This is a genomic window from Pseudomonas thivervalensis (assembly GCF_001269655.1).
Classification (GTDB): domain Bacteria; phylum Pseudomonadota; class Gammaproteobacteria; order Pseudomonadales; family Pseudomonadaceae; genus Aquipseudomonas; species Aquipseudomonas thivervalensis.
This window is the reverse complement of record NZ_LHVE01000008.1, coordinates 120,555-143,602: the sequence shown is the minus strand read 5'-3', so window position 1 is coordinate 143,602 and position 23,048 is coordinate 120,555. Positions and strand designations below refer to the sequence as shown.

The 23,048-nt window shown below is 51.9% G+C and carries 18 protein-coding genes and 4 pseudogenes; 13 read left to right on the top strand and 9 right to left on the bottom strand.

The features are described from left to right. Positions 1-74: 74 nt before the first annotated feature. Together AD659_RS12395 and AD659_RS12390 are read right to left on the bottom strand one after the other, a co-directional pair. Positions 75-638 carry a TetR/AcrR family transcriptional regulator gene (locus AD659_RS12395; RefSeq protein WP_039011342.1) on the bottom strand — a complete coding sequence of 188 codons (564 nt, stop codon included), beginning with the start codon at positions 636-638 and terminating at the stop codon, positions 75-77. Between the two features lie 107 nt (positions 639-745). Continuing rightward, positions 746-2,230 carry an amino acid permease gene (locus AD659_RS12390; protein WP_053121574.1) on the bottom strand — a complete coding sequence of 495 codons (1,485 nt, stop codon included), beginning with the start codon at positions 2,228-2,230 and terminating at the stop codon, positions 746-748. 378 nt (positions 2,231-2,608) lie between these two features. Between AD659_RS12390 and metC the strand changes: the two genes are divergently transcribed. Further along, entirely contained in the window at positions 2,609-3,799 is a 1,191-nt protein-coding gene (gene metC, locus AD659_RS12385; protein ID WP_053121572.1) for a cystathionine beta-lyase, read from the top strand. Positions 3,800-4,097: 298 nt separating this feature from the next. Here the strand turns inward: metC and AD659_RS12380 are convergent, their stop codons facing one another. Beyond that, positions 4,098-5,024 (bottom strand): AEC family transporter, encoded by a 927-nt coding sequence (locus AD659_RS12380; protein ID WP_039011336.1) that lies wholly within the window; start codon positions 5,022-5,024, stop codon positions 4,098-4,100. Positions 5,025-5,207: 183 nt separating this feature from the next. Then, positions 5,208-6,092, bottom strand: a complete 885-nt coding sequence (locus tag AD659_RS12375; protein ID WP_041020834.1) for a LysR family transcriptional regulator — start codon at positions 6,090-6,092, stop codon at positions 5,208-5,210. A 176-nt stretch (positions 6,093-6,268) separates the two neighbouring features. On the opposite strand from AD659_RS12375, the gene AD659_RS29225 reads away from it, so the two are divergent. Together AD659_RS29225 and AD659_RS12370 are read left to right on the top strand one after the other, a co-directional pair. Next, entirely contained in the window at positions 6,269-6,658 is a 390-nt protein-coding gene (locus AD659_RS29225) for a DUF2946 domain-containing protein (RefSeq protein WP_080766460.1), read from the top strand. Positions 6,659-6,767: 109 nt separating this feature from the next. After that, positions 6,768-8,849 (top strand): TonB-dependent receptor, encoded by a 2,082-nt coding sequence (locus AD659_RS12370; protein WP_153044013.1) that lies wholly within the window; start codon positions 6,768-6,770, stop codon positions 8,847-8,849. Between the two features lie 35 nt (positions 8,850-8,884). Here the strand turns inward: AD659_RS12370 and AD659_RS12365 are convergent, their stop codons facing one another. Further along, entirely contained in the window at positions 8,885-9,895 is a 1,011-nt protein-coding gene (locus tag AD659_RS12365) for a GlxA family transcriptional regulator (RefSeq protein ID WP_041020831.1), read from the bottom strand. A gap of 237 nt (positions 9,896-10,132) precedes the next feature. Between AD659_RS12365 and AD659_RS12360 the strand changes: the two genes are divergently transcribed. Continuing rightward, positions 10,133-11,023 (top strand): MBL fold metallo-hydrolase, encoded by an 891-nt coding sequence (locus tag AD659_RS12360; protein WP_039012782.1) that lies wholly within the window; start codon positions 10,133-10,135, stop codon positions 11,021-11,023. 91 nt (positions 11,024-11,114) lie between these two features. Next, positions 11,115-11,255 (top strand): annotated as a pseudogene (locus AD659_RS30210) (cysteine hydrolase); the annotation flags it as partial. Between the two features lie 42 nt (positions 11,256-11,297). On the opposite strand, the pseudogene AD659_RS29220 reads toward AD659_RS30210, so the two are convergent. Continuing rightward, positions 11,298-11,729 (bottom strand): annotated as a pseudogene (locus AD659_RS29220) (molybdopterin-dependent oxidoreductase); the annotation flags it as partial. Between the two features lie 556 nt (positions 11,730-12,285). Continuing rightward, a pseudogene (locus AD659_RS30205) lies at positions 12,286-12,537 on the bottom strand (IS66 family transposase); the annotation flags it as partial. A gap of 541 nt (positions 12,538-13,078) precedes the next feature. Here AD659_RS30205 and AD659_RS30360 point away from each other — a divergent pair. The 8 genes and pseudogenes from AD659_RS30360 to AD659_RS12320 all read left to right on the top strand — a co-directional run bounded on the left by AD659_RS30360 (position 13,079) and on the right by AD659_RS12320 (position 21,775). Beyond that, the gene (locus tag AD659_RS30360; protein ID WP_145902449.1) at positions 13,079-13,192 is read left to right on the top strand and encodes a helix-turn-helix domain-containing protein; all 114 of its coding nucleotides are present in this window, start codon (positions 13,079-13,081) and stop codon (positions 13,190-13,192) included. 167 nt (positions 13,193-13,359) lie between these two features. After that, entirely contained in the window at positions 13,360-14,322 is a 963-nt protein-coding gene (locus tag AD659_RS12355; RefSeq protein ID WP_053121568.1) for a GlxA family transcriptional regulator, read from the top strand. A gap of 1,085 nt (positions 14,323-15,407) precedes the next feature. Beyond that, positions 15,408-16,691 carry an O-acetylhomoserine aminocarboxypropyltransferase/cysteine synthase family protein gene (locus AD659_RS12350; RefSeq protein WP_053121566.1) on the top strand — a complete coding sequence of 428 codons (1,284 nt, stop codon included), beginning with the start codon at positions 15,408-15,410 and terminating at the stop codon, positions 16,689-16,691. A gap of 195 nt (positions 16,692-16,886) precedes the next feature. After that, a pseudogene (locus AD659_RS30200) lies at positions 16,887-17,155 on the top strand (serine hydrolase); the annotation flags it as partial. 510 nt (positions 17,156-17,665) lie between these two features. Further along, on the top strand, positions 17,666-19,231 hold the full coding sequence (locus tag AD659_RS12340) for a recombinase family protein (protein WP_082343548.1): 1,566 nt from the start codon (positions 17,666-17,668) through the stop codon (positions 19,229-19,231). Next, the gene (locus tag AD659_RS12335) at positions 19,228-20,139 is read left to right on the top strand and encodes a ParB/RepB/Spo0J family partition protein (RefSeq protein WP_053121562.1); all 912 of its coding nucleotides are present in this window, start codon (positions 19,228-19,230) and stop codon (positions 20,137-20,139) included. Before AD659_RS12340 ends, AD659_RS12335 begins: the two co-directional genes overlap by 4 nt. Further along, a complete protein-coding gene (locus AD659_RS12330; protein WP_043042089.1) occupies positions 20,139-21,041 on the top strand; it encodes a ParB/RepB/Spo0J family partition protein in 903 nt (300 codons plus the stop codon). Before AD659_RS12335 ends, AD659_RS12330 begins: the two co-directional genes overlap by 1 nt. A gap of 521 nt (positions 21,042-21,562) precedes the next feature. Next, entirely contained in the window at positions 21,563-21,775 is a 213-nt protein-coding gene (locus tag AD659_RS12320; RefSeq protein WP_043042088.1) for a hypothetical protein, read from the top strand. Between the two features lie 132 nt (positions 21,776-21,907). Here the strand turns inward: AD659_RS12320 and AD659_RS12315 are convergent, their stop codons facing one another. Next, the gene (locus AD659_RS12315; protein WP_053121558.1) at positions 21,908-22,156 is read right to left on the bottom strand and encodes a hypothetical protein; all 249 of its coding nucleotides are present in this window, start codon (positions 22,154-22,156) and stop codon (positions 21,908-21,910) included. 254 nt (positions 22,157-22,410) lie between these two features. After that, positions 22,411-23,028 carry an RES family NAD+ phosphorylase gene (locus AD659_RS12310; RefSeq protein ID WP_408003298.1) on the bottom strand — a complete coding sequence of 206 codons (618 nt, stop codon included), beginning with the start codon at positions 23,026-23,028 and terminating at the stop codon, positions 22,411-22,413. Between the last annotated feature and the right edge of the window lie 20 nt (positions 23,029-23,048).

Below are 23,048 nucleotides of genomic sequence, written 5' to 3'. Positions count from 1 at the left end.
CCCACCTAATAAGATGGGCAAACACAACGTGAAAGGCTTCCTACTGATTTTGGCAACCTGATTCTCAGTTTATATTACGAAACGACAATATTATTCAATATCAAATCAAACCCAGACTGATCAACAACTGTATCATTGAGCGCCCAAGATACAAAACTGCTACCCTCAAGCAAGCTCAATATCGCCCGTGAAACTGTTCTGGGATTGAGATCCGCCTTTATAACCTTTTCAGATTGACCCAATGCGAGATTATTTTCCAACCAAGCAATATGGATTTCAAAAAACCTCCTAGTCAAATCCTTAAGACTGTCCGGCAGAGCAGAAAGTTCGGCAGCGAGCGCACCACATAAGGGTAGCATTCCATTTTTTGAGCTATCAATAAACAGCTTAGAAAATTCCCTCAACCGAACGATCGTGTCGGAACTCTCTTCATTTATCAATTCTAGACTCTTCACAAACCTAAAAAGATAGCTATCAATAACGGCAATTCCAAGCCCTTCCTTTGTAGGAAAGTGATGATGAATACTCGCCTTTTTTATACCAATTTCGTCAGCCAAATCGGCATAGCTAAATGCAGCGTACCCTTTGGTACGCAGCAACAGCTCGGCAGTGGTTAAAAGGTCAGAACGAGTACTCATAAATCTTACCTTGCATTATTGACATACGCATATTAACTGCTTTACAGCAACGATTCAACTTAAAGCGATGAAAGCACGTCATAAACCGCGCTCTCATCGGCATTAAGCTATACTCCTACATGGCTCGAACTGCCCTCTATTTTTTCCGAGCGTACAGCTTTGGAACGGACGGCCTTTGCCCAACCCAGCATTAGAGCTCCAGCGACTAACGGTATAGATAAAACAGTATATGTTCCATTAGGATAATCGAAACCCAATAGCACCAGCACTACGAGCAAGAAACCCAGGGTCAGCCAAGAGGTAAACGGAGCACCAGGCATTCTAAACGAGACCATCTCGGCTTCACCTCTCTTCACCGCACGACGGTACATTATTTGAGAAAGTACAATGAATGCCCAAGTGGAAAGGATCCCCAGAGAAACTAGATTAAGCAGCAGCTCAAATAGCTGGGACGGAATTAGAAAATTCAATAGCACGCCAAATACATTGATCCCCATTGTCACTAAGATCCCCATATAAGGAACCCCTTGGGTGCTCATACGTTTAAACATCTTTGGGGCAGATCCTCCCATGGCTAGCGATCTCAGTACCCGCCCCGTTGCGTACAAGCCTGAGTTCAGACTAGAGAGTGCGGCAGTCATTACAACGATATTCATAACGGAGCCAATTCCAGGAATGCCGAGCGCTTCAAAGAACGTCACGAAAGGGCTGACATTAGCGCTGTAGGCCGTCCACGGCAATACAGTGACTAACAAGAATACCGAGCCTACGTAAAAAAGGCCTATTCTCCAAACCACGCCATTGATTGCTTTAGGGATGACCCTTTTAGCATCTGCCGTCTCACCAGCAGCGGTTCCCACCAATTCTATACTCGCATAAGCAAAAATTACGCCTTGCACGATAATAATCGCCGGCAGAAAGCCATGGGGAAAAACACCTCCATTATCCGAGATCAAATGCAGACCCGGGATGTGCCCCGCCACCTCGTGGCCAGTTGCAAAAAAGAACGAGCCGACAATCAAAAAAATGCTGATAGCTGCCACCTTAATAACAGCAAACCAAAACTCCATTTCACCAAACCATTTGACACCAACCATGTTCATCAATGTCACAACGCCCAAGGCGCTAAGCGCGAATATCCACTGTGGGACGTCCGAAAAAACGCTCCAGTATTTCATGTATATCGCAATCGCTGTTATGTCAACTACACCCGTTAGTGCCCAAACCAAGAAGTACATCCAGCCCGCTACAAAGGAGGCGCGCTCCCCCATAAACTCTCTAGTATAAGATACAAAACTCCCGCTGCTGGGGCGGTGCATAACCAGTTCACCCAGTGCTCTTAGTATGAAAAAGGCGAAAACCCCACACACTAAATACACCACCGCAAGTGCAGGCCCGGCAATTTGAAGCCTGGCCCCTGCTCCCAAGAACAACCCAGTGCCGATAGCTCCGCCGAGTGCCATCATCTGCACATGGCGTTTTTTTAGGTGTTTTGAGTAGCCACTTTCATGAGAGTCAAGCCAGTTTGATCTGTCTCTCAATTCGTTTTCACACTGAACGGCTGGAACGGGCTGTACGTTTTTCTTTTTCATGTGTCACCCAAACAATTAATTTGCAGTTATTTTTCTTATCCCTTGCAAACTTAAGTCTTTCCTCCCCAGCTTCAAAGAGAAGAAAGAGAGCGCACCGCGCCTTCACCATTACGGTTATTAGGCCTCGCTCTAGAAATGTCCTAGCGCGCCATAAGCATCACATTTCGGTCGCAAAAGGCCGAAACCATCAGGCACTAAAAACCTACCATCTACTCGGTAGCCACGCAACATATTTTATAATTTAAGGATAACTATCTGTTTTTAAAGGCGTTTTTACTAAACGCAAACCAAATGGTAGACATTTAATAAATTTAGTACTTTAATCTCAGCGACACGCGCAACGACACGCCCCCCACTACTCAAGAAATGGCAGCCTGTATGAAAAAATATAAAACCGTGCAAACCCTGCTCGCCCATGCTTCTATCAACCCCAATCAGCATCATGGTTTCGTGAATACACCGGTTTACCGGGGCTCCACCGTAGCTTTTCCTACATCGGAATCGATGCGCGAGGGTCGCCAAAAATATTCGTATGGCCGGTGGAATAACCCTTCGACAGAGGCATTGACTCAGGCCCTCCAGCAGTTGGAGGGAGCGGAAGGCACGGTTCTTTGTCCTTCAGGGCTCTCGGCATGCACGACTGCCATACTGTCTGTCGTGGGAACTGGGGATCATCTGCTAGTTGCCGACAATGTGTATTCGCCGATAAGGGCTTTTTGTGAGCAGGTGGGTCAACGGCTGGGGATTGAGGTCTCGTTTTACGACCCGACAATAGGAGCCGGAATCGTTGACTTGCTCAAGCCGAACACTAAGGCGATCTATACCGAATCTCCTGGCTCCTTGACTTTGGAAATACAAGACCTCCCTGCTATAGTCCAGGTTGCACATGATCATGACATCCTAGTTATTGCAGACAACACTTGGGGCACCCCGCTTTACTTTCCTTCATTGGAACTTGGTGTTGATCTGTCCATCATGGCAGCTACGAAATATATCGTCGGTCACTCCGATGCGGTTCTTGGCACCGTATCAGCCTCCAAGCGCGCGTGGGACAGCCTCAAACGATTCCATTTCAGCATGGGCTTATTTGCGAGTCCAGATGACGTGACGCTGGCGCTCCGGGGCATGAGAACACTTGATGTGCGACTGGAGCGTCATTACAGAAACGCTACGATTGTCGCCAAGTGGTTGGAGACACGCGAGGAGGTGAAAGCGGTTTATTATCCTGCATTAGAATCTCACCCTCAGCACCAGTTATGGAAGAGGGATTTTAAAGGAGCGTCCGGTTTACTCTCCTTCGTGACCAAACCTTCAACACAAGTCGCGGCAGATGCACTTTTGGATAGCCTATCGTTGTTTTCAATTGGTTACTCTTGGGGTGGTTTTGAAAGCTTGGCGATGATTGCCGACCCCAAACCCGTCAGAAGTGCGACCTCTTGGGAAGTCGACGGGCACCTGGTGCGGCTTCATATCGGTCTTGAAGATCCATCTGATCTTATCTCCGATCTCGAAGAAGGCTTTGCGAGGTTCAATATGTTACGTAGCCAGCAGATTATCGAATACTCATGAAACTGTGTTAGGCACAGCGCATTATGGGCTGTGCCTAACGCGTGAAGGCGATCAACCCGAAGGGTTTGGCCGCCCGGCACCAACTCATGTTCTCGCTTCATAACTCGACCCGGTGTCGCGGCAGCAAAAGTCGTTTTCCAAACAGGAATACGGTGTTCGAGGGAGGGCAGATGCAAAGTTTCCTGAAGTGGTCAGCTCATTTCTCGTTTGTCAATGAGTAACACCTGACACACTCGAACGAACCAGAGGCGCTTTCTTGTCGGTCTTACTTTACTCAATGTTTGTAAATACTTGACACTCAAACCCACTGGGCCATCACGAGGATAACCGCTGGAAGTGCTAATCCTGCCAGCATGGTCTGGCAAGCGATGATCCCAGCCATAAGGGGGGCGTCTCCCCCTAATTGCCTTGCCATGATGTAGGAGGATGAGGCTGTGGGCAGTGCCTGGAATAGAAGTGCTGCAACCGCGGCCTTTCCTTCAAGTTCGAATAGGTGGCACGCCAAAAGCGTAACCAGTGGCATGATTAAAAACTTGGTCAGCGACGAGTAACCCACCGGGCGAAACCATTGCTTTATGCTTCCGAACTCAAGCGCAGCACCAACACAGAGCAATCCGAGCGGCAGTGACGCTTGTCCCAAGGCCTTGAGCATCGGCTCAATACCGACAGGCAGTCCCCAGCCCGAGACCTGGACCAATCCGCCGGCGAAGCACGCGAGTATCAGTGGGTTCAATGCCAACTGCTTTAGGACTTTGCTAAATGGCATCCTGCCGGCTGACCCGTACTTCGCGAATACCATTACGCACAGAATGTTCACGCTGGGCACTATGGCCGCGTTCGCGACCGCTGCCAGGGCTATACCCTGCACACCGAACAAGCCCGCGGCTGCCGACACGCCTACGTAATTATTGAAACGTATCCCCCCCTGAAAAACCGAAGTGAACGCAGCATCGTCGATGGTGATCAGCGACTTCGCGCCCAACAGCATCAACGATACCACCGCAGTCGAGAATACGAGCACCGAAACCATGCTTTGAAAGGGCACGCCATCAAGGTTGGCGGTCGCCAATCCGTGAAAGAAAAGAGAAGGCAGCAACACGTAATACGCCAAGCGCTCTGCCTGCGCCCAAAAAGTATCCGTCAGAAATTGCCGACGCTTGAGCCACGCACCCAGCACGATCAGTAGCGCGATGGGCAGCAAGGCAGTCAACAAGGAAAGGGTCATACGCGTGCCTTGGTTTTTTGTACCGACGGTTCACATCTCACAATCGGCCGGCTCATCAGCGGCATGTCTACGGCAGGTCCAGTGATCATGGGGCCCTCAAGAACTCACTTGAATGAGGGCCACAATAAGAGGTCGGACTCCAAAATAAAAACGTTTTAAACTTCAGCAATCAACAAGTATTTCTCATGGTTTATCGTGCAAGACATGCGCTTTCAACGCGTTCGCCAGGGCTGCCGCCAGTCGCCCAAGCGGACGATCTTCGCGCTCCAGCAATACCACGCGCCTGGTTTTTTGAGGCATGCCGAACGGCTCGACGGCCAGTGTCGTCATGCTTACGACTTGATGTTCGGAAAGCGGAATGATGGATACGCCCAGTCCGCTTGAGACCATCTGGATAATCGCATCCTGGCTATCCAGTTCCATGCTGGTCTGCACACGCAGCCGCATAGCGCGAAGCTCTCGCTCAATGGTACGACCTGCCCAGGCGCGACGATCAAATCGAATGAACGGCTGGCTTTTGAGTAGAAGCTTCAAGTCCTCATGCGCATGAGACACCGGCGCGATGATCCAGAACCCTTCCTCGTAAAGTACCGTGCTTGCCAGGCCATAAGGGTGTGGCTTCACCGGCTCCGTGGTGATCGCAACGTCAAGCTCGCCCGCCTCCACGCGCGTGGCCAACTCAGCGGACATTCCCGACGCAACAGTGATGCGCAGGTGAGGATGCTCAGCACGCATTGCCGACAACGCGAGGGGCAAGACGCTCGCCAGCGCTGTATGAATGGCACCGATTCTGAGCCTGCCGCGCAACTCAGTGTCGCCTCCAATCTCGGAGGAGATCCCGTCGTATAAGGCTAGAATTTCTCGCGCGCGCTCAACGGCAATATGGCCTGCATCCGTCAGCACCGGCAACCGTCGTGAGCGGTCAAACAGGCGTGTATTGAAATCCTCCTCCAAAGACCGAACATGAAGGCTGACAGCTGATTGGGTGAGATGCACCGCGTCCGCTGCTCTGACGAAAGAACCGTGTTGGGCAATGGCAAGCAGTGTTCGAAGTGCGCGTAGAGACATAGCCATCATCCAACAAGTTGATGAGCGAGTTTACCAGTTGGTGCAGGCGTCTTGTTTGGACGCAGACATCTCCCCTGCAATCCAATATGACCTGTGGCGAAATAGCGCACCCAGGAAAAATTTACTTCACTCTATAAAGCGGGCTAAATAGCCGCCCCTTCGCGGCGATTTCAGTTATGAGTTCGTTGAAACACATCCGTCCCTGGATTGCATGCCTGGCCGTCTTGCTGAACATGTTCGCCATGCCGCTGAGCCGTGCGATGCAGACGCCAGACGTGAACCTGATGCTTTGGGGCGGGTTCTGTTCGGGCGGGAACTCGAGTGCCGTTCCTAAAGATCTTGGCAAGGTGATTGATGCCTTGCAGTCACCCCAATCGAAACCTGTCATGCAACACGGCGACTGCTGCTGTGGGCATGCAGGATTGGCAGCATTACCCTCTGACTACTATCGCCATTTCCTACCGCAATACACACCCGATACCGCCCTCGAAAATTCTGAACTACCGACGCTGCATCCAAGGATTCGTTGGCCCAGTCTAAGTCCACGCGCCTCTCCTTTCGCCTGATCACAACACCGCTTAAAACCTGCGGTGCTGCCCTCTTTAAATTCTTTTAGCGACCTGCGACGGACGCTGAACGCCCTAAAAGTTTCTTGATCATCAGGAAGTGCGTGCTATGCCTGCTTCAACTACTTTGCGCCCAGCAAAGGCCTTGTCTGTGTCTCGTCCCCTATGGCCCCTGTTTTCAATAGGCATGCTGGCGTTGAGCCCGCCGTCAGTGGCATTAGCTGAAGCCAGCAAGATCGAAAATTCAACCCTGACCCTGGGTGCGGTCAGCATTCAGGGCTCGGCAAGCGACCCTTTAAGCACAAGTGGTGTACTTAGCTCAGTTGATATTCTGGGTGCTGACATCCTTGAAAATATGCCGGTCAACTACAGTTGGGAGCTGTTCAGCCGCGCACCAGGAGTGATGCTGACTGAGTTCAACCAAGGCACAACCTCGGGCAAAATCTCGTTCCGCGGCTTCAACGGCGAAGGCGAAGTGAATGCGGTCAAATTGCTGATCGACGGCATCCCGAGCAACAGCAATGACGGCAACATGCCGTACATGGACATGATTTTTCCCATGGAATTGGACGCCATCGAGGTGGTGCGTGGCACCAGCGATGCGCGTTATGGCCTGAACAACATTGCTGGCAACGTCAATATGATCACCCGCACCGGGGGTGATTACACCAAAGCGCGACTGCGGTATGGCAGCTTCAATACTCAGGAAACACAACTCGCCAAAGGCATCGAAGGTAGCAACTGGACGCAGAACTATTTCTTCGCTTATCAGAAAGCCGATGGCTACCGCAAACACGCCGAGGCCGACAAATTTTCGATGTCGGGCAAATGGTTCTACACGCCGGATGATGACAGCTACCGTATCGGCCTTATTGCTCGTCACTACGAAACAGAGGCTCAGGAGCCAGGTTATCTAGCTGAAGAAGATGCACGTCATCATCCGGAAATGACCAACAGCTTCAACGCTACTGACAAGGGTACGCGTCGTATGAACCAGGTCAGTCTGCATTTCGATACAGACTTGGCTGATACCCTCGCCTGGTCAGCGAAGGCCTACGTCAACACCTTCGATGACAGGCGCTGGACGCAATACTGGAGTACAAGCGCTCAGCAGGAACGCGACGCCTACGAGACGCAATATGGCGCACTCACCTCCCTGACCTGGCGACCTGAAGTCAGCTGGCTCTACGATTTCGCCCTCGAAGGTGGTGCAGACGTACAGCAGCAGCAAAACAAAAGTGAGCGATATCGCACCAGAGACCGCTCACGTCTAGCTACCACCCGCGACCAGCAGTTCGACTTCGACACCTACGGCGCTTACATCCAGGCCGAAATCAAACCTTTCGAATCACTTAAGATCGTACCGGCGTATCGGGTCGACAAGATCCAGGGCGACTTCACTAACGAAATGACCGGCACAGACTACGACATCAACGACTACGGGCTGATCAAGCAGCCAAAGTTCAGCGTTGTCTATTCTCCGTGGGACGTTGCCAGCTTCTATGCGAACTGGGGGCGTACCTTTCAAGTGGGCACCGGGGCGGCGGCTTACAAGATTCCACCCAGAGATACTGACCTAGCCCCTTCGATCAACGAGGGCTGGGAAACAGGCATAAAGTTCACCCCGGCTGACTGGGTGGATGGACGCGTCGCCTATTGGCAGCAAGAGGCCTCGGGGGAAGTCAGTCGCCGGCTGAACGACCCCAGTGGCGAGTCAGACAACGTCGGTGAAACTCGGCGGTGGGGTTATGACTTGCAGATGAACCTGCACCCGAACGATCGTACCGAAATATGGATGGCGTACTCCTGGCAGTATTCGAAAATCCTCCAGCCGAGCGCCACTCTGCCTAATAGCAAAGGTCAGGAAATCGACCATATCCCACATCACCTGTACAACGCCGGCATCAGCTATGACGCGACACCTGCATTACAGCTGACTGCCTGGATGAACGGTCAGACTAACTACTACCTTGAACGGGAAAACACGAAGGGAACTTATGGCGGCTACGTGCTGATGAACCTTGGCGCAACCTACAAGGTAACGCGGTCAGTGAGCGTCGATCTGCAACTGAAGAACCTCACAAACCGATATTACGAATACGTCTGGTACGACCCGGACGGTGCTCAGGCATCCCTGCACTCGCCAGGTGATGGTCGCGCGTTTTATACCGGAGTGACCGTGGATTTCTAGGGGCGATAATGACTGAAGCTTTTCGGTTTCAGTCATTAGCTAGACAGTTCGGCAGTGTGCTCACTGTCGCTCGTCTTTCGGACCGGGCTCATTTCACGAAAAAACATTCGCCTGTACTCAGAAGGCGAGGTGCCGAGCTGAGCGCCAAATTGTTGCCTCAAGGATAAGGGGGTGCCAAAACCTGCTTCACCCGCTACACACTCAATGGGTAGGTCAGTCGTTTCCAACAGCTCCTGCGCTCTGACAACGCGCTGGGCATTCAACCATTTAGAGACGGTGCTGCCAGTAGCCTCCCTGAAGCGTCGTGTGAAAGTGCGCCGACTCATCTTCGCCATGTCTGCCAACACGTCGAGCGTCAGATCATTGGAGAGATTCATCCGAGCCCACTCCAGTACATCAGACAAATGCGTCTCTCTAGATAGATGCGGCACAGGATATTCTATGTATTGAGCTTGCCCCCCCTGCCTATGTGGCGGAGTGACCAGCATTTTCGCGGTGCGATTCGCGGCCTCGGCTCCAAGTCGTTCGCGTACCAAATGAAGGCAACAATCGATTGCCGCCACGGTTCCTGCTGACGTCACGATATTCTCAGCGCTGACATAGAGCACCTCTGGCCTGAAACGAACATTTGGGAAACGTCGCGCAAACTCGTCTCGGGCGGTCCAATGAGTGGTTGCTTCCTTGCCATCAAGTAGCCCGGCATCTCCGAGCACAAATGCGCCTAGACACAACCCAACGATGAGCTTTCCTTCGGAATTGGCGAGTTGAAGCGCTGCCACCAGTTCGGTAGATGCAAAAACCGATTGATCCCCCCACGCCGGGATGATGATCAGGTCAGATGCCGCCATCAATTCCAGGCCCTGAGTGACCTCTAAACCGAGGCCTTGATCGCTTGCCACCATTCCCGGCGTCTCTGCGCAGTATTTGATCTCGTAATGAGGTTCGCCAGGCGCGGACTGAGTTGCCCCCAACACCATCCCGGGTACAGAAAGATGGAACAGGCTTACGCCATCAAAAGCCAAGACAGCAACACGTATGGAATGCATCAGGTAGCCTCGGTTTGGCCCAATGGGCTTGTCGTTACGCTCGCAGGTATCTGGGCGCGCGCCCTCGGTTAAATGCTTGGCAGAGGCTGAATTGAGCTGTCGCCTCCCCCTCTTTCCGTTCTGGAAACGAAAAACTGATTGGCCCGATTATATCGAAATATGTCATTCAGGCCACTGTCAGTCTTGAAAGCATTCAGCAAGAATGAAGCCTTGAGGTACCAACTGGAGACTGAATTCATGAGTTTTAAAACGCTTCGCTTTGCACTAAGCATGGCTTGCGCAGCCGCGACCACGTCGGCATTCGCGGGCACAAATGCCCCAACGGCACCTGACGCGTCCCCTAAAATGGATCTACAGCAAGTTCGTAACGCGACGTCCAAAATCACCTACGGTGAAACGACATTCCTGATCGATCCGATGCTCGCCAAAAAGGGCGCTTACCCAGGATTTGAAAATACCTACCGCAGTAACCTTCGAAATCCATTGGTTGATCTGACCGAGTCACCTTCTGAGGTTATCGCCGGCGTCGACGCAGTGATCGTCACTCACACGCACCTTGATCACTGGGACGACGCCGCGCAAAAAGCCCTACCTAAAGACATCCCTTTATTCACTCAACATGAGGACGATGCGAAGCTGATTCGTTCACAAGGCTTCAAGAATGTGCGCGTCCTGGAAGGCGACGCTGAATTCGGCGGCGTCAGAATTACGAAAACCGGTGGTCAACATGGCACAGATGAAATGTATGCCGTGCCAGCCCTGGCAAAGCCGTTAGGTGAAGCCATGGGGGTGGTCTTTCAAGCGCCAGGCTACAAGACCCTTTACCTTGCCGGTGACACGGTCTGGCGTAAAGAGGTAGACCAGACCATTGAGAAGTATCACCCCGAAGTGATCGTACTGAATGCAGGCAAGGCAATGATGACCGGATATGAGGGGTCGATCATCATGGGTGAGGAAGATGTTCTACGCGCCGCTCAGGCTGCGAAATACGCGAAGATCGTCGCCGTACACATGGATGCAATCAATCACATGTCCCTGACTCGTGAAGAACTGCGCACCTATGTCAAAAAGCACGGTATTGAGAACCGTGTAGCGATTCCGGAAGACGGCGCTTCACTGGAGTTCTGATTTATTGGGCCGCCATTGACGCTGATTGACTCACGCAAACAGCTCGGCCCAAGAAACATCATCACGTTGTTCATTTGACTGGAGATCGTTCATGAACCGAGGTCTTGTAGTAGTTGATCTACAAAACGAATACCTGCCCACTGGCAAATTGCCTCTAACCGACATCGAACACGCTGCCGCAAATGCGCTGCGGGTTATCACCCACGCGCGGGATGCAGGTATTCCAATTTTCTCCAAGGACATGCCTAAGTATTGTGGGTCCTGCTGCAATTGAGTAGGTATCCACATGGCCGGTGTAGCCCCCTACCAGGTTCAGCATACGCTTGAGCAAAGACGGGGCATGATGAAGCCGGCCACAACTTGTCCACCCATAGGAACCGGCAAAAATTGCTTCGTTACCATAGTTTGAGGACACCCGATTAATTTCATCGGCCACTAAATTGGTGACTTCTTCCCAAGTCACCGGTATGAACTGGTCTTCACCCCGCCTGGATCGATCACTTTTTTCCCGGCTCTGAAGCCAACCAGAACGGACCATAGGTTGCGTGATACGTCGATCTGAACGTGCCCATTCGCGAACGGAGTCGATAATCGGCGAAGGCGCAGGATCATGTTCAAATGGCTCGATCCCAACAATTTCGTTATTTTGGACGAGAATTGAGTAGGCTCCCCAATGGCTGCAATGGGCGTAACGTTCAACCTTCATACTTGAGCCTCCAGTTTTTTGTTCTAATGACCTGTAGATACCCGTGCTTTCGCCGAGTACCAGCTCAAGCCGCTACTGATTGCCGAGCAACGCGCAGGACTCAATGCAATGTGCAAGCTCTTAATTGGGGGCTACTAGTCATAAGAATGACCGTCATAGCCGCCCGGGCAGGAAATAGCTCAGTTCTGACTGTAGCCATCAACGCGACTTCTCTGATGCCGTTCTTTTTCGATCTGCTTGTTAGGCCTGGATTTGGCAGAGATCTCCTACCTCGCAACCCGAGCCTCCTAGCAAGCAAAGTAATCAGTGACGAAGCCCGCGGCTTGTCAGTGGATGACAGAGTCGTTGACATCTGATGCCAATCGACTTTCATCCAAAATATGAAAGCAGGAGTATTGGGAAAGCCTGGGCCATTCGCCCACGATACACTGCTCGAACAGCTTGTTTGAGCGGTTCCCAGTCCGGCAGTACGCCAAGATAGGTTTGTTCAGCAGGCTAACCATCTCATGAAAAGCAGGGGCGACAGAGCCAATACAATCGGCTGCCAGGGAGATATTCAACCTTCATACACAATCGTGCGGCACTGTCCCTGACGTCCGAGTGCATTGGCGAATCGACAGCAACGTCGTACAGCGATTGCCACTTGGGTTCTGTTTTTTGACCGCGCAGTTGTTGCTGATGTTTTGTGTCGAGTTCCCCGGCCGCGCCCTTTAATCTCGTAAAGCTCGGCGATCCCTCGCAAGGCCTCAGCGGCCACCCGGCTCTGATTGGTCATATGCAGATCGAAGAACTTGCGCCGTGCGTGGGCCATGTCTCGGAACCGTCCGCCCAACACTCTATCCTGACAGCCCTCTAAATTAGCCAAGATAGGGGACACCATTTTTTAGTGGATACTATCTTGAATACAGTTGCCCCAGCTCGTCGAACCGGTCGCCGCCCCAACTTCCCGCTCGACTTTAAACGCCGAGTCGTCGAAGCCACCTTCCAGCCCGGCGCCTCCGTGTTGTTGCTCGCTGTGAGTGCTGGAGCATCGAAACAAGATGTAGCTGAGGTAATTATGGTAGCAACAGCCCTTCGCGCTGGCGGCGGCGGTACGCATGGTTGGCAAGCGATGAGGCACATCGCTGAAACGAAGGAAGTAGAGGCCAAAGAGCTTTGATCAGACCATGAAACCTAACGGTTGAGGTCAAGCTGCTTCGGTATCAGAGAGGTCGGGTACGAGCTTATAGGTGAGCCCACACCTGCGACTCAGCCGCTGCTCGTTACAATGATCTCTCTTTCCCTAAGTAATGACGCCCTGCCAAGCCGCACCGACTAGCAATGCGGTGTAATCCCCAGGACCTTATGCGTTGCGAACTCTCCAAGCCGTAGCACGATGTCGAAGCTTTTCTGCAGCCGTTGCCGAGCTAAATGTCACACCTATCGCCGCCGGGCAGCAACTTCTCAATCTGCATTCAAGGTAGGTCAACTCCTTGTTTTAGCGCTCAGGCAGATCCGTCCATCAAAAGCTCATGACGATTTTTCGAAAAGATGTATAGATATCTATTGCGAGGGGACGGTCTAGTACTCAAAATTACTCAGTAAGTCGTCAGTAAACGTGTCCAGACGTTGCCTCTTGGAGTAGCTGTTTATGCGCCCTAAATCCATACAGTTCATCACCTACCCGAACATAAGTTTGCTTGACTTGGCGGGGCCTCTCGACGTGTTCACGGCAGCCAACCGCTTCTCCCGCCCCGATCACCAACCGTATACGATTTCTATTTTAGCGTTAAATCCAACCACTGAGACATGCTCAAATTTCTCAATAAACACTGAAATTCTGCAAGCAGAAACCTCTTCGCCACATACCTTAATTATACCCGGTGGACCAGGCATACATGATTTCTGTAAAGACCCGAAATTTGTCACGCACTTTATAAACCATGCAGACAAAGCCGAGCGCCTGATTTCTGTTTGCACTGGCATATTCGCACTAGCCTGTGCCGGAAAACTTGACGGACGAAGAGCAACCACTCACTGGTCGGCGTACGACGAACTGGAGAGAAACTTTCCATCAATAATAATTAAACGAGGCCCAATATTTATTAATGATGAGCACATATGGACATCAGCAGGTGTTACATCAGGAATTGATCTAGCATTATCGATCGTCGAGAAAGATTTGGGACACTCCGTTGCGCTGGAGGTTGCTCGACACCTGGTAATGTTTCTCAAACGCCCTGGAGATCAGAATCAATTCAGCTCTTCCCTAACCTTGCAATCGAAGAGCAGTCAGTTCTCAGATTTGCATGCATGGATTAATGAAAACCTAAGCACCGACTTAACAGTACCAGTGCTCGCAAACTTCATGAACATGAGCGAAAGAACCTTCGTACGTAAATACTCGGAATCAATGGAAAAATCACCAAGCAAAATGGTGGAACTGCTCCGACTAGACGCGGCCCGCGATATGCTTACAAATTCAAATAACCCACTCAAAACCATCGCCCAGCGCTGCGGGCTGGGCAGTGAATCAACCCTCATCAGAAGGTTTGTGAAGAATTTTGGCATCACCCCCAAGGAGCATCGCGCACGCTTCAAATCGACCAAATAACATTGCCAACGCCCACAACGCAGCGATGTTTTTTGGCAAAAACGCCTTCCCCAATCCTGAGCGTCATCTCACCTATGAACAGCAAAAAGCTAAATGGCTTGATCGCCTTGAAGCGATATTCACCAAAATCTGGCGGACATGATCAATATTTTGTCATTTTCTCATGATAAATCTTCTTTAAATTAATCCCACCTCAAAATAGCCTTTCAGGGTGACAGGGACTAAGACTTGGAGATAAAACTCAGCATCTACCCCGTATAGTTAACACGCTTGAATACCCCCCTTCATGTTCAGCGTCAGAGACTTCGCCCATGTCCAAACTGGCAATCAATACAATCGAGCTGCAAGCAAAAATGGATAACAACCTGCACATGGAGATCTTATCCTTACTAAAAAATATTAAAAGGGTTTCGCCACAATGCGTTGAGTACGCTCTCACACAAAGTACAAACCTCAACGTCTGGATCATAAAATTCACCTGGATTGACGCAGCCTCAATGCATAATCACTTTTCCTCTGAATCATTGCAGTCCCTTCTAACATTATTAGCCTCCAGATGTTCGAAACTTTACTTTGAAAAAACCTTTAGCACTGAAGGGTAAGACTGCTCCGGGGCTCTGAGAAGGCAATGTCACAAAACAAAATCCAAAGCCTTCCGAATTGCGCCTGTACTCACGGGTCGTACGTGGCCCCAGATTTGATATGCACTCACGCATGAATCCAAGACGATCCTTAAACATTCGCAGAAACCAAGCCATCGGCACCTTCCGGCAAAGTCATGATGACGACTTGATAGCACTGAAATTGGCTATTAGGTTCGCCATCTTGCGGCCCTTCTTCGATAATAGGGTCGCGTCTGGAGATTGCTTGCTGTCTGATCTGCGTTTAATGTCATGTCGCGAACGCGTGATCACCAGTAATGGCGGAACGCCTTCACATATATTCTGCGCGCAGCGTTTGGGGGGCAACCCCCCTCAGCAAATTTGGACTTACCAGGTCACAGAGCTCGAAGATCGGCATAATGGACTTCGACAAAATCTTCGTGCCGCAAAATCCGGAATAATTTAAAGGGATCAAAACCAATCATGAAAGACGCCACCATCGCGCTGCACCATGGCTTCAAGTCGGACCCGACCACCAAGGCTGTCGCAGTGCCTATTTATCAGAATGTTGCCTTCGAATTCGATAACGCCCAACACGGCGCCGACCTATTCAACCTGGACGTGCCGGGCAATATCTACACCAGAATCATGAACCCCACCAATGATGTGCTGGAACAAAGGATGGCCGCCCTCGAAGGCGGCGTGGCAGGGCTGGCCGTATCGGCCGGCAGCGCGGCAATCCATTATGCGATCCAAACGTTAACCCGCGCAGGTGACAATATCGTCACTACCCCACAACTCTATGGCGGCACCTACACTCTATTCGCCCACCTGCTGCCAAGCTTTGGCGTGGATGTGCGTTTTGCCCGAGATGACTCTGCCGAGGCTATCGCCGAACTGATCGACGACAACACCAAGCTGGTGTACTGCGAAAGCATCGGCAACCCGGCGGGTAACATCATTGACCTCGAAGCCCTGGCTGAAGCTGCTCACACCCGCGGCGTACCGCTGATGGTCGACAACACGGTGGCTACGCCAATCCTCTGCAAGCCGATTCAGTTTGGGGCCGATATCGTTGTGCATTCCGTGACCAAGTATGTCGGCGGACACGGCAACTCCCTAGGCGGTGTGATCATCGACAGCGGCAACTTCCCCTGGACCCAATACCCGGAAAAATTCCCCAGCCTTAACCAGCCCGAGCCGGCGTACCATGACGTGATTTATACCGAGAAGTTCGGGCCCGCCGCCTTCATCGCGCGCGCCCGCACAGTGCCATTGCGCAACACCGGCGCGGCACTGGCACCCATGAACGCGTTCCTGCTGCTGCAAGGCCTGGAAACGCTCGCGCTGCGCATGGAGCGTCACACCGACAACGCCCTGAAAGTTGCGCAATTCCTGCAGAGCCATGCTGAAGTGGAATGGGTCAGCTACGCCGGTCTCCCGGACCATCCTCATCACGCACTGGCACAAAAATACATGCAGGGGAAACCGTCGGCGATCCTATCGTTTGGTTTGAAGGGCGGCTATGACGCAGGCGTGCGCTTCTATGATGCTCTGCAAATCTTCAAGCGACTGGTCAACATCGGTGACGCCAAGTCTCTTGCCTGCCATCCGGCTTCCACTACCCATCGGCAAATGAACCAGCAGGAACAAGCAAAGGCTGGCGTGAAGCCCGAAATGATTCGTCTGTCGGTAGGAATTGAGGCGATTGAGGACTTGATCGCTGATTTGCACCAAGCCCTGGGGCCAACTCAACGTCGAGGCTAGTCGTCGCCGCGACGATACGCGTTCCTGAGTATCACGAAGGCATCCGAAAATCCGGTTCGAGCGTCCTGACGCTTACGGCCGGATCTGGGTTTCAACTGCGACCTCGGGTGACAAAGCAATCGAGTGCGGAAATTCGGGAGCATAGCCAGGAAAGTCGTACTAACCAGCCTGGAAGATCAGGCGACGGGAACAGTCATGTACTCGATTATTGATGAAAAGACCGCCCTGGCCGCTACCGCTCTATCATTGGTGCGTGATGGACGGGTCGGATTGGACGCCACGATTCTTGATCAATCTTCACGTTGCGCCAAGCACTTCGACATGAGGCAGGGCTCGTAGATCATGGTGAACATGCGGATTATCACGCTGCCGTTGCTAACGATGAGTCACCATGGATAGTAGGCGAAATGATTCAACGCCTTGATGGTGCTCGGCTTCAATATAGCCCAGGAACCGGATGGCGTTAGCACTCACTAACGGTTCCATATTCGATACTGCTCCCGATCTACTCTAGCACCGCATCTACAACACGAAGATAAGAGTCTATTCCTTCAATTACCGTCTGCAGCTTCTGCCTAAGCGCTGGTAGCTCCGAAGCTGTTAGCGCATGAGGCCTCCCAGCCATCCTAAGAAAAGCTGCCAACGCCAGGTCAGAATGCTTCACCAAGGCCACTAAGTGCATCCCACTGGGGCCGTTGCTCCCAGCCATCCAGTTCTTCACCGTTTTCTCATTTGCATTGGTCCACCTCATCAGTGTTTTCGTCGCCTGATGCGTTCCTCCGAGCTCCATATGCAGGGCCCTGGCAATGCCTGCTGCGTACTGCCGTTGAGCCAGAAAAGAATTGCCCGTTTTCGAGAACATTTTTCCCTCCCCGGTCTTCTACCTTAATTAGAGCCACTTTTTACAAAACGAAGTCACTGTTCACGCCTACCTGCTTGCTTCAGCGGCGACTAAACAGATCGAGGACTTGCCGATGCAAAATCTCATTGGCGCGTATAACACTAGCAGTGCTTCAAGCACCGCCCTAGCGGCGGCGTATGTGCGCATGTCTACGGAGCATCAGCAATATTCGACCGAGAATCAGCTCGATACGATCCGCGTTTACGCAGCGACTCACGCTCTGGAAATAAACAAGATATACACCGATGCGGGTAAAAGCGGCTTGCGCTTAGAAGGCCGAGACGCGCTCAAGCAACTTTTCTATGACGTGGAGAAAGGGTTAGCCGATTATTCGACCGTTCTTGTCTATGACGTCAGCCGCTGGGGTCGCTTTCAAGATCCCGATGTGAGCGCCAGTTACGAGGTGCGCTGCCGCCAGGCTGGAGTATCCGTCCAGTACTGCGCAGAGCAGTTTACTAACGACGGTTCACCTGTATCTAACATTCTCAAAAGCGTGAAGCGCATGATGGCAGGCGAATACAGCCGAGAATTGTCGGTTAAGGTCTTTGCCGGCCAATCCCGGCTCATTGAGCTAGGGTATCGCCAAGGCGGCGCGGCGGGTTTCGGATTGAGGCGGCAGCTGGTCGATGGGCACGGCGCAGCCAAGAACGAACTAGCGATTGGGGAGCATAAAAGCATCCAAACTGACCGTGTCATGTTAGTGCCTGGCCCTCCAGCTGAAATTGAGATTGTGCATCACATTTATCGGCTTTTTGTCGAGGAAGGAAGGAACGAACGCGAAATCGCAAACTGGCTGAACTCTCAAGGTATTCTCAATGATCGAGGCAGATTATGGTCGAGAGGCACGGTGCATCAGGTTCTGATCAATGAAAAGTATGTTGGCAATAACGTGTGGAATCACACCTCATTCAAATTGAAGGAAACACATAAGCAGAACCCGCCTGAGGAGTGGGTCAGAGCGGATGAAGCGTTTCGTCCCATCGTCAGCCTCATCCTATTCAAAGGTGCTCAATCGATCATCCAAACGCGCTCCTATCGCATGCCCGATGAGGAAATGCTGCAGTCACTGAAGGCAATCTATCAACGTATTGGATATCTGTCAGGCCTAGTTATAGACGAGTCAGAAGGATGTCCCTCAAGTAGCGCATATCTCCAAAGGTTTGGGAGCTTGCTTCGGTGCTATTCGCTAATCGGATACTCACCAGCACGCGACTACAAATACATCGAAGCCAACAAACGTCTTAGGCAAATGCACCCGCTGCTCCTTCAAAAAACGACTCAGAAAATTGTCGAAGTGGGTGGTAGCGTTTCGGTAGATCCGAGCACTGACCTCATCTGGGTTAACAAAGAAATATTAATCTCGCTGGTGCTGAGTCGCTGCCAAGTGTTACCGAGTGGCAGCAAGAGGTGGAGCATCCGCTTCGAACATGGTTTGAGCCCCGACTTAACAATCGCGGTTCGCATCAAGGAAGGAGAAGAAGCCGCCTTGGATTACTACATTCTGCCAACAATCGATGTTGGCTTCCCTCGGCTGCGTCTTGCTGAAAGAAATCAGGCCAACCTCGAAATTTACCGGTTCGACACCTTGGATATCCTTTCGGAGCTCTCACGCCGCAGTGATTCTAGGAGGGTTGCATGACTGCTATCGAGACCCATCGCCGAGCCCTAATGCACGTTGCCGAAGAGACGACAATTCAGCTTGTGCCAATTGAGGATATTCGGGTGCTCAATCCACGAGCGCGAAACAAGCAGGTCTTCGCCAGGCTTGTTGAAAACATCTCCGCGTTAGGTCTGAAACGCCCGATTACTGTGGCACCTACCACGAGCGGCACCGAGCCCTATGAAATCGTTTGTGGCCAAGGTCGCTTCGAAGCATTGCAAGCTCTGGGCGAGAGAAAAATTCCGTGCATCGTGGTGAGCGCCAATGAAGCGGATCGGTACCTGATCGGGTTGGTTGAAAACCTGGCACGACGAAAACACACCAACCGAGAGCTTTTGATGTCAATCCAGATGCTGTCAGAGCGTGGGTATACCTGCCAGCAGATAGCCGAAAAAACCTGCTTGGATTCAGGCTACATCCAAGGAATTCTAGTGCTACTGCGGCAGGGAGAAGAACGACTAATCGCTGCGGTGGAAAAAGGTTGGTTATCAATAAAATTGGCGGTGGAGATTGCTCGCTCCAAGGATGTCGATCTGCAGCAGGCAATGATCGACGCCTACGAGAGCGGCGTACTCAAAGGCGAACAGTTGATGAGGGTGCGCCGCCTGGTTGATAGACGTAAAACTTTTGGCAAACGATACGGGCAACAAGCGCCTCGCACGGAAAAACCTACGCCTCAGAAGCTACTCAGCGCTTATCAGAACGAAGTCCGACGCCAGAAGGTGATGATTAAAAAGTCAGACATCAACGAACAGCGGCTGCTGATTATCGTCACCGCAATGCGCAAATTGCTCGCCGATGACTACTTCAAGACGCTACTTCGCAACGAAGATATTCCGGATATGCCCAAACCACTCGCTGACCGAATATTTGGGGTGACGCCGTGATGACAGAGGTCAAGCAGGCATTCGAGCATCGAGTCATTGCGGTTCCTTTAGATCGCATACTGCCCTCACGTAGGGTCGATCAACTGATACCAGGCAGTAAAAAGTACGCCAGCATCTTGAGCTCGATTAGGGAATTGGGAGTCGTTGAGCCGTTGGTGGTTCATCCCAAACCCCTCATCGCAGGGGGAGTAGCTTCATACTTGCTTCTGGACGGGCACTTTCGCTTAGAGGCGCTCAAGGCATTGGGGGCCATTGAGGCACTGTGCTTGATCTCCACTGATGATGAAGCCTTCACCTATAACCGCCAGATCAACCGACTGACACCGATTCAAGAGCATAAGATGATCCTATCTGCTCTGAAGAAAGGCATCGGCGCATCTCGAATTGCAGCTGTGCTCGGGATCAATGTTGATCAAGTTCACGATAGAGAAAACTTACTCAAAGGAATAGCGCCTGAAGTGGCGGAGATGCTGAAGGTTCGCATGGTATCGCAGGACGTATTTCGCTCGCTGCGGCAGATGAAACCCATCCGCCAAATCGAAACGGTTGAAATGATGATTTCAGCGAACTGTTTTACTCGAAACTATGCGCGAATGGTCTTGGCAGCATCTCGTCCGGAGATGCTGATTGAGACGAGAAAAAAGCCGAGTGAAGTCAGTGCCGTCGACATTGCACGCATGGAACGGGAGATGGAGAATCTTCAGCATGATTACAAGCAAGTCGAGGACACCCTGGGCGAGACAATGCTGGTTTTGGTTGTGACTAAAGGTTATCTAGTCCGCCTCTTGCGCAACGAAGCCATCGCAGGCTACGTCACTCGTTATTACTCTGAACTGCTGGAGGAGCTGATGTCTATCATGGAAGCGGTGACATCTGACGCCAGGCAGCTTGAACGGGAGTAGCGCTTGCCTGCCACGCTGTTCTCTTTCATGGAGGAGCCACGATGTGGTATGAAATCTGCTCCTTCCCCGACTGTTCAAAATCAATCAAAACCAAATGGCGCTTGAAGCCGCAATCATGGAGCTAACGCAATGGGGTGAGCAGCGCGGAGCATCAGAGATGACCGGCAATTGCACCCGATTAGCGCTGTTGCTTTTGGTGGTAAGACGGCCCTCTACGGCCGGCAGCTATTGGCCGATTCTGTTGGAAAAGTCGGCCTTGGTATCCATGGCAGAAAAGTACGCATCTGAGATTGAAATCCTTACTTTTGGCTAAAGCTTCTGGGCTCAGATTTCACGTAGCAGCGTGCAAAAATGGCGTTTTCCCCGGTCAATTTTCCAGGCAGTTTGAACGGAGCGACTTTTTCAACAGAATCGGCCGATTGCTGCCACTGAATCTCAGCAAGTACTTTCTCGGCCTACCGCCCTTTGGTTTCCGTCCCTTCCGCTGCTACGCTCTTGAGTCCTCGATTGGAGTCGAAACAATGCCCACCGAATATTCACTTTCTGATGTGCTCGAGCGGCTGTACCAAAATCAGCTCGCCTTGGAGGCCGCGGTGATGGAGCTTACCTTGAAGGTAGAAGACCAAGGTGCAGCGGAGATTGGTGCCAACGTCCGAGGTGCACTTCACACCATCGGAGAAAATGCCGGACACATCAAGCAGGGCTTGGCTAAGCTGAGAGCCCAGGGTCACTGATTTGACGGCCCATGCGATGGCGAGCTTGGCGACTATCTTTCGCGCAAAGCACAAAGACTGCATGACGAATATGCAGATTTCCCGCGCGCTGCGCGGCGAAATCGTGAAGATACGGGCGCTCTCAACCTCCCATTATGAAAGGTGGCGCACCTTGATAATCCTGCCCGAAGCTACCTTATGCTTGGGCTTGGCCATCCGAATAACCGTGTGCGGACCATCGGCCGTTGTTTCAACGAGCATGCCATTCCTGATTTCCATCACATTGAGTCCGGCCGCCAGCGTATTGATATAGGCCGCCTTAATCGCGCCTTTCGCCATGGCTGGAATTTTCTCTTCCAGCCGGCTCACCAGTTCATCATTTAACATCTGGTTGACGTCCATACCGAGCTCCGCATTTTAGGCCAGCACGGAGCCAGCCATCATGTTATTGCTGCGTGTTCCGGGACAAGCACCGTCCGCTCCTAGAACGCACAGAAGACCTATTTGTTGACCGTCGATGCTACGCAAGCCTGTACGGAAGAATCCATCAATGCCCCCATCAAAGCCCGCCGTCTTCAGCAAGATCTAATGACTGAGGAATGGCAATTCCAGCCCCAGAGAGCGGATTCCAGGGGCCACTGTTCGGTCATTTTGACTCAGCTTTTTCCCGCGATGATAACGACCCCAATCCGCTCTGCCAGATTGAGCACCGTGTCGAACACAGTCGGGTCGCCGGTCAAGCTGCATGACGCCCCCTGCGGATGGAGTGCGCCGTCAGGAATCCGGTCACCGAAGAGCACCACCGCACGTGCCGAATCATCTTGTCGCGACACCCAAGACAGCCCTTGGGCATCTGGACACTGACGGTGGATTGCCTCGGCCCATTTGCGCGTCGCAGGATATTGATCTTTCTCAGTGTCGATCAATTGTTTGCGCGTGATGCCTAGTTTCCGCAGTGGCACGCTGGACAGATCAACCAGGTGCAGCGGTTGGCTAACCTGGACGGCAGAATGCACCTGTCCAGTCAGCTTGCCTTTGTCGAAGCTCTTAAACCCAGCCGTATGGGGAACGTCGTGGAAGACGGTCTCCATCAAGGCGCAATCGACTGTCGTGCCTCCATACAAGGTGGGAATCGCCCGCCCCTGATCATCCTGGATCGGGCTGAAGCGTGCGTTGCCGTGCATTCCAGGATTGAATTGATCAGGCTGATACTTATCCTGGTGCACACGGTGAAGCACATCGCCTTTGGCGATCACGGTAAAAGTGACGTGCAACGTGGCCCCAGACACTGGGG